The sequence below is a fragment of the Embleya sp. NPDC005575 genome, from assembly GCF_040605455.1.
In the GTDB taxonomy this organism is placed as follows: Bacteria; Actinomycetota; Actinomycetes; order Streptomycetales; family Streptomycetaceae; genus Embleya.
The window spans coordinates 57,601-65,099 of record NZ_JBEXCV010000034.1; the positions used below are offsets into that span (position 1 = coordinate 57,601).

Genomic DNA, 7,499 nt, shown 5'->3' on the forward strand with positions numbered 1-7,499 from the left:
CGGCAGCCACATCCGCGATCCGACGGAGGCGGCCGATGAGGCGTGGTTGGTGGCAGGACGCGATCTTCTACCAGATCTACGTGCGCAGCTTCGCGGACGGGGACGGCGACGGGGTCGGCGATCTGGGCGGCGTCCTGAAGCGGCTGCCGCACGTGCGGGACCTGGGCGCCGACGCGATCTGGCTGACTCCCTTCTATCGGTCGCCGATGGTCGACGCGGGCTACGACGTCGCGGACCCCCGGGACGTGGACCCCGTGTTCGGCACGCTCGTCGACGCGGACCGGGTCTTCGAGCGCGCCCACGACCTCGGTCTGAAGGTCGTGGTGGACGTGGTGCCCAACCACACTTCGCACGAGAGCGCGTGGTTCGCCGCGGCACTGGCCGCCGCCCCGGGTTCGGTGGAGCGCTCCCGCTACCTCTTCCGCGACGGCCGGGGCCCGAACGGCGCGGAGCCCCCGAACAACTGGCTGTCCCAGTTCGGCGGCCCGGCCTGGACCCGGATCACCGAGCCGGACGGTGCTTTTGGCCAGTGGTATTTGCACCTGTACACACCCGCGCAGCCCGACCTGAACTGGCGCAACCTGGAGGTCCGTAGCGAGTACCTGTCGATCCTGCGCTTCTGGCTGGACCGCGGCGTGGACGGCTTCCGGATCGACGTCGCGCACGGTCTGGTCAAGGCACTCGGCCTGCCGGACGTGCCGGACGGCGTCCCGCAGGGCTGGGCGGGCCGGCTGGGGCATCGGCTGCCGTACTGGGATCAGCCCGAGGTACACGACGTGTACCGCACCTGGCGCCGGTTGCTCGACTCGTACGCCGGCCCCGACGCGCGCATCGCGATCGCCGAGGCCTGGCTGCCGGAACCCGCACGGCTGGCCGCGTACACCCGGCCGGACGAGCTGCATCAGGCGTTCAACTTCCCGTACCTGCTTGCCGGTTGGGACCCGGACCGGCTGCGCGAGGTAATCGACGAAACGCTGCACGCAGCGGGCTCGGGTGGGGTGGCACCGACTCGCGCGACGGCCTCGGGTGGTGCGGCGCCGAACTGGGTGTTGGGTAATCACGACGTGGCGCGGGCGGTGACCCGGTTCGGTGGCGGGCGGGTGGGGGTGGCCCGGGCCCGGGCCGCAGCGTTGCTCGAACTCGCGCTGCCCGGCTCGGTCTACCTCTACCAGGGTGACGAGTTGGGCCTGCCCGAGGTCGAGGACCTGGCCGCCGAGGTACGTCGGGACCCGGTGTTCCTGCGCTCGGGCGGGCGGTTGCCGGGTCGCGACGGATGCCGGGTGCCGATCCCGTGGGCCGGCCACGCGCCACCGTTCGACTTCTCTGCGGGCGGCGCCCCGTGGCTGCCGCAGCCCGCGTCCTGGGCCGAGCTGACCGTCGAGGCCCAGGAGCGCGACCCGGACTCCACGCTGGCGCTGTACCGGGCCGCGCTGCGGATCCGCCGCACCCACCCGGCCCTGGGAGTGAACTCGACTTCCCCATGGCCGACTTGGGTCGACGGGCTGCCGGCCGGCGTGCTCGCCTTCACCCGGGAGCCGGGGTTCGCCTGCGCGGTGAACCTGACCGACGGCCCGGTGTCGGTCCCGGTGCCGACGGGCGAACTGCTGCTGGCCTCGGCTCCGGTGGGTCCGGTCGCCGGCGATCGACTCGTGGTGCCGTCGGACACGACCGTGTGGTGGTCGAGCGACGGCCGGGTCAGCGGGTGAAAAGCAGGCCGGGGGCGTCGGGGCGGCGGACCGAAACCGAGCCGTAGCGGGCTTCGAGGCGCAGCCAGGCCCCGACGGTCAGCACCTCGGCCCGGGCCTCTGGGTCCGGTGGACCCAGAAAGCCGAAGGATTGGGCGGCGTGCGCGGCACGCAGCGGGAGTCGGCCGGGCAGCGGTCGGGTCCAGATGCCGGCGGCGATCCGGTCGAACTCGGCGCGCGGCATCCCCGGTTCGGTCCGAGACCGGAACTCGGCGACGCCGGCCGCCACTTCGCGGCCCAGGTCGAGCACACCCAGCTCGGCTACCCGTTCCCAGCCGGTGCGCGGCGGCAACATGCCGGCCCACCCCGGACCGGTCACCGACGCCGGCAGGGTCACACTCGCGTCGTCCGCGATCGCGTCCACGAGTTGCCCGGCGGACACGGTCGCGTCCGCCGTCGCGGGTACGGCCAACTCACTGGCCCGCAGCGTGATCACGCCCGACGCGGCTTCCCCGAACGGCGGATGACCGAACGTACCGAGCACCGACCCCTCGGCCCGCACCCGCACCACCGCGCGGCGGTCGTAGCGCAGCAGTCGGGTCAGATAGCCGCCCAGGTCCGCAGCGGCGGCCGAATCGGCGAGTCGCAGCACGGTCATGGCCGGATCGGCCGCCCCGCCGGCTCGTCCTGCGGCTCGACAAAGCGCTCCAGGTAGGCCCGCTCGTCCTCGGTCAGTCGCCGGGGCCGCTGCTCGTCGAGCGAATACGGCACCAGTACGGACAGCGCCGTCGCGTACACCTGCTCGTCGTCCTTGATCTGGTAGGCCAGCGTGAACCGGGCGGCACCGATCCGGGTCACCCAGGTCTCCACCCGCACCGGCTCGGCGCGCCACACCAGCGGCCGCTTGTAGTCGATCTCGTGCCGGGCGATCACCACGCCCTCGGAGAGCGACTTGGCTCCTTCGCGCTGCCCGAGGGTGAACATCATGTCCACGCGCGCCTCCTCCAGGTAGCGGAGGTACTGCACATTGTTGATGTGCCGGTAGGCGTCCATATCGGACCACCGAAGCGTCGCCTGGTAGATGTGCCTGGCCACGTGCCCAGTCCCCTTCTCTGATTCCCCGTCGATATTTCCCTGTCGATGTTCCCTGTCGATGCGACCCGCGTGCCGACCGGCCGGTTGATGCCGGTGGCCTGCCGTATGCGGGCATACGACAGGCCACCGGTTACGCCGTACCGACCGGATCGGTCAGTTGCGCTTGAGCTTCTTGTACGTCGCACGGTGCGGCCGGGCCGCGTCCGCGCCCAGGCGCTCGACCTTGTTCTTCTCGTACGACTCGAAGTTGCCCTCGAACCAGAACCACTTCGACTCGCCCTCGTAGGCGAGGATGTGCGTGGTCACCCGGTCCAGGAACCAGCGGTCGTGCGAGACGACCACGGCGCAGCCCGGGAACTCCAGGAGCGCGTTCTCCAGGCTGGACAGGGTCTCGACGTCGAGGTCGTTGGTCGGTTCGTCGAGCAGCAGCAGGTTGCCGCCCTGCTTGAGCGTCAGCGCCAGGTTCAGGCGGTTGCGCTCACCACCGGAGAGCACCCCGGTCGGCTTCTGCTGGTCCGGGCCCTTGAACCCGAACGCGCTGACGTAGGCCCGCGACGGCACCTCGACGTTGCCGACCTTGATGTAGTCCAGGCCGTCGGAGACGACCTCCCACAGGTTCTTCTTCGGGTCCAGGCCACCACGCGACTGGTCGACGTAGGAGACCTTGACCGTCTCGCCGACCTTGATGTCGCCCGCGTCCGGCGTCTCGGCGTCGATCAGCATCTTGAACAGCGTGGTCTTGCCCGCGCCGTTCGGACCGATGATGCCCACGATGCCGTTGCGCGGCAGTGTGAAGGACAGGTCGTCGATCAGCAGCTTCTCGTCGAAGCCCTTGGTGAGGTGGTCCACCTCGACCACGACGTTGCCCAGGCGCGGACCCGGCGGGATCTGGATCTCCTCGAAGTCCAGCTTCCGCATCTTGTCCGCCTCGGCGGCCATCTCCTCGTAGCGGGCCAGGCGCGCCTTGCTCTTGACCTGGCGGCCCTTCGCGTTGGAGCGGACCCACTCGAGCTCGTCCTTGAGGCGCTTCTGCCGCTTGGCGTCCTTCTGCCCTTCGACCTTCAGGCGGGTGGCCTTGGTGTCCAGGTAGGTGGAGTAGTTGCCCTCGTAGGGGTGCAGCCGACCGCGGTCGACCTCACAGATCCACTGGGCGACGTTGTTCAGGAAGTACCGGTCGTGGGTGACCGCGACGACGGTGCCGGCGTACTTCTCCAGGTGCTGCTCCAGCCACTGGACGCTCTCCGCGTCGAGGTGGTTGGTCGGCTCGTCCAGGAGGAGCAGGTCGGGCGCTTCGAGGAGCAGCTTGCACAGCGCCACGCGGCGCTTCTCGCCACCGGAGAGGTTCACGATGGGCCAGTCGCCGGGCGGGCAGCCCAGCGCGTCCATGGCCTGTTCGAGCTGGGAGTCGAGCTCCCAGGCGTTGGCGTGGTCGAGCTGATCCTGCAGCTCGCCCATCTCGGCCATCAGCTCGTCGGTGTAGTTGGTCGCCATCTCCTCGGCGATCGCGTTGAACCGGTCAAGCTTGCCCTTGATCTCCTTGACGCCGTCCTCGACGTTCTCCAGGACGGTCTTGGACTCGTCCAGCGGAGGCTCCTGGAGCAGGATGCCGACGGTGTAGCCGGGAGACAGAAACGCGTCGCCGTTGGACGGCTGCTCCAGTCCGGCCATGATCTTCAGAACGGTCGACTTACCCGCGCCGTTCGGGCCGACGACGCCGATCTTGGCTCCCGGCAGGAAGCTGAGCGTCACGTCGTCGAGGATCACCTTGTCGCCGTGCGCTTTACGCGCCTTGCGCATGGTGTAGATGTACTCAGCCATGCGTCCAAGCCTATGGTCTGGCGAGCAGTGCCCGTGCATGGGTGCCCGAGGGCGCGGGATTGTCGGGCTGCGTGGGTGCCCGCAGGGCGCGGGATCGTCGACCCGGGGCCTCTGGACCGGCCTGTCGCCCGCTTGTCCTCGAACGCCGGACGGGCTGGAGAGTTCCCGGTCGGCTTCTCGTGTCTTGGGCCGAGGTGGTGACGTCGGGTCCCGACGCGCCTGGTGCGCGTCGGGACCCGACTGTCATCGTGGTTCGAGCGGTGGTGCCTCTATCAGGCAGCGGCGCCGTTCGAGCCGTTGTTGCGGCGGCGCATGTAGAACACCAGACCGCCACCCGCGAGGAGGAGCGCACCGGCGCCGCCCAGGATCGCGGGAGTGTTGCTGCTGTCGCTACCGGTATCGGCCAGGTTCGGACCCTTCGGGTTCACCGGAGCCGGAGTCCCGCCGGTGCTGCCACCCGAGGTGCCACCGGTCACACCTTCGGTGGCGCCGGCGGTCTTGCAGTCGAGCGTGCCGGTGAACTCCTTCACGGTCTTGCCGTCGGGGCCCACGATGGTGATCTTGTACGCCTGGTCTTCGGCGACCTTGACGACCTGGTCGACCGACTTGCCGGCCTCGACGGTGGTTTCCTTGCCGTCGAGCTTGAACTTGTACGACTCGTCGCCGTTGTTCTTGACGGTGACCTTCACGCCGCCGTCGACGCAGTCCTTGGTGGCGTTGATCTCCGGGAGCGGGCCCTTGCCGGGGTTACCCCACTTGGCAATCGCCTCGTCGGAGGTCTGCACCTTCTGCTTGTCCGCGACGATCAGCAGCTGGCTGGTCGACCCGTCCTTGTTGACGCCCTGGAAGACCCGACCCGCCTGCACGGTCGACTCGCCGGAGACCTGGAGGGTCGAGCTGCCCGCCTTGGTGGCCTTGGACGCGTTCACATAGAGCTTGTCGCCGTTGCCGACCTTGTCGACCGGCTTGCCGTCGGCGTCCACCAGGGCGGCCTTGCCCTCGGAGTCACCGGCGAGCAGCTTGGCGTTGATCGACTTGCCCTCGGCGTTGGTCTTGACCTCGAACGGGCCGATACCGGGCTTGTCGTTGATCTTGCCGGCCTTCTCGCCCGGGGTCACCGAAAGCGAGACGGGGGGCTCGGTGACGTCGCCCTTGTTGGAGTCACCGATGAGGTACTTGTAGAGAGTGACGAGTTCGGCGTTGTTCTTGTTGCCGGTGTCGTCCAGGTTCTGGCCGTCGGTGAAGTGCCAGATGGCGGCCTGCGTGGCGGCTGCGGCCTCGCCCTCGCTCAGCTTCGGCGTGCCGGCCGCCTTGCGAACGCCCTCCAGATCCACCGTCGGGAACGAGTTCAGCAGAACCCACTTGACCTTGGCCTTGTCGGCCTTGGTGCCGAAGGAGGTCTCCTTCCAGCCCGACTCGTCGTACTTCGCGTCGCTACGCACGAGGGTGTGGAAGTCGATGCAGTAGGTGCGCAGGATCTTGCCGTCCACCTGGAGCTTCAGGATCGAGGCGCGCAGCGCGCTCTCTTTGCCCTTCAGGAAGATGTCCGCACCGACATCGCCGCCCTGGTAGACGCCCTTGGCGCCCTCCGCGTTGGCCGCACCCGCGAAACCGATCACGCCGGCCGCCGCCAAGCCGCCGGCGATGATCATGGCCGACAAGCGGGTGGCCGTCCGTCCCGGTGTACGGAACATGTGGTGGTCCCCTCGAAAAATGTAAGCCGACTCGCGCGGCGCATGGTTCCCCCGAGCGAGGCGCGAGTAAAGAACCGTTGAATGGTATGAGCAACGGGCCTACCTCTCGCGACCCGGGGCAGGCATTTGTTTCACGTTCTTTACCTCGGGAGAAGATCCACGTCGAGGACGTCAATTCGGATATCGCGAAGTCGACAAGTCTTCGCCGGATATAGCCGTCTATGCGGTATGGCAAGCCGCATAAGTGCTGATCAGGGCGATCTCATTCACTATTGATTTGTCAAGGTGCAAAACCGCGTGAATCGGTCCTTCTATGATCAATGACTTGACTCTGACGCTATCCGCCTCCACGATCCGACTCTTTCCGGCCCCCCATCCCACCGGTTGAGCGACATGCGGCGATTGACCCGTTTGGGGCGTATCGCTCCACCGGCATCGTCGTCACAATTCTGTTTCAGATTCTTCCCAGAAACCGACTTGAATTATCGCCGACGTCGCCAATGAATGGCTTTCTCGAACATGCGATCCGCGTCGGCACAATTCACGCGGCCTCCTCTTCGCCGATGGATCCGAGGTGGGACTCGATCGCGAGGGTGCCCTGTTCGGCCATCGATCCCGCCGCTCCGCCGTCCGCCACGACCGCCAGGCGCGCCGGCCGACCCACCCGGCGAAACTCCGCGATCCCCCGAGCCAGGTCGTGTCCCACCGACGACGCGTCGATCTCGGTGACGGTCCACCACCTCCCCTCCCGCTCCCACTCGCGCACCCGCAGCCGTCCGGTCACCACGAGCGGATCGCCCTTGTCGATCGAACTCGTCACGTTCTCCGCCAACCCCCGAAAACACACGATTGTGTAAAAGGACGCGTCCCCCGAGACCCACGTCCCCGTCTCGCGGTCGAAGCGCCTGGGCGACACCGCCATCCGAAATCGCGCCAAGGGCACGCCGGCCTGGGTCATCTGGACCCGGACATCGCTCGCGGCGTTGCCGATCACCGTCACGTACGTGTCCACGCTTGCCTCCGTGTGTCACCGGCGTGCCCCGCAACATCGCCGTCCGCCCTTGACGATCCGGCATCCGACGGACGCCCGGCGCAGGCCCCGGCGGGCTGTGGACAACTCGGCCCCTGTGCATCACGCGGGATCGCCCGCGTGAGTGGCACCCAGGCCGCCCGTCACTCACGTGAGTGACGGGCGGCCTGGGTGCCT

6 protein-coding genes are annotated in these 7,499 nt (G+C 68.3%); 1 reads left to right on the plus strand and 5 read right to left on the minus strand.

All coding sequences use genetic code 11. The features are described from left to right. The first annotated feature begins 35 nt into the window (after positions 1-35). Positions 36-1,706, plus strand: a complete 1,671-nt coding sequence (locus ABZS54_RS14700; protein ID WP_355534756.1) for an alpha-amylase family glycosyl hydrolase — start codon at positions 36-38, stop codon at positions 1,704-1,706. Here the strand turns inward: ABZS54_RS14700 and ABZS54_RS14705 are convergent. From ABZS54_RS14705 to ssb, 5 genes are all read right to left on the minus strand, one after another. After that, entirely contained in the window at positions 1,696-2,343 is a 648-nt protein-coding gene (locus ABZS54_RS14705) for a hypothetical protein (RefSeq protein ID WP_355534758.1), read from the minus strand. The two genes, ABZS54_RS14700 and ABZS54_RS14705, sit on opposite strands and share 11 nt — an antisense overlap. Next, entirely contained in the window at positions 2,340-2,780 is a 441-nt protein-coding gene (locus ABZS54_RS14710) for a thioesterase family protein (protein ID WP_355534760.1), read from the minus strand. Before ABZS54_RS14710 ends, ABZS54_RS14705 begins: the two co-directional genes overlap by 4 nt. Positions 2,781-2,933: 153 nt before the next feature. After that, positions 2,934-4,598, minus strand: a complete 1,665-nt coding sequence (ettA, locus tag ABZS54_RS14715) for an energy-dependent translational throttle protein EttA (RefSeq protein ID WP_355534762.1) — start codon at positions 4,596-4,598, stop codon at positions 2,934-2,936. Between the two features lie 272 nt (positions 4,599-4,870). Further along, positions 4,871-6,292 carry a thioester domain-containing protein gene (locus ABZS54_RS14720; protein ID WP_355534764.1) on the minus strand — a complete coding sequence of 474 codons (1,422 nt, stop codon included), beginning with the start codon at positions 6,290-6,292 and terminating at the stop codon, positions 4,871-4,873. A 541-nt stretch (positions 6,293-6,833) separates the two neighbouring features. Beyond that, a complete protein-coding gene (gene ssb / locus ABZS54_RS14725; protein WP_355534766.1) occupies positions 6,834-7,304 on the minus strand; it encodes a single-stranded DNA-binding protein in 471 nt (156 codons plus the stop codon). Positions 7,305-7,499: the final 195 nt, after the last annotated feature.

What these genes read in the sequence shown, in the direction of transcription:
- ettA (WP_355534762.1), bottom strand. Translation starts at nt 4,598, where the DNA reads ATGGCTGAGTACATCTACACCATGCGCAAGGCGCGTAAAGCGCACGGC.
- ABZS54_RS14700 (WP_355534756.1), top strand. Translation starts at nt 36, where the DNA reads ATGAGGCGTGGTTGGTGGCAGGACGCGATCTTCTACCAGATCTACGTG.
- ABZS54_RS14720 (WP_355534764.1), bottom strand. Translation starts at nt 6,292, where the DNA reads ATGTTCCGTACACCGGGACGGACGGCCACCCGCTTGTCGGCCATGATC.
- ABZS54_RS14705 (WP_355534758.1), bottom strand. Translation starts at nt 2,343, where the DNA reads ATGACCGTGCTGCGACTCGCCGATTCGGCCGCCGCTGCGGACCTGGGC.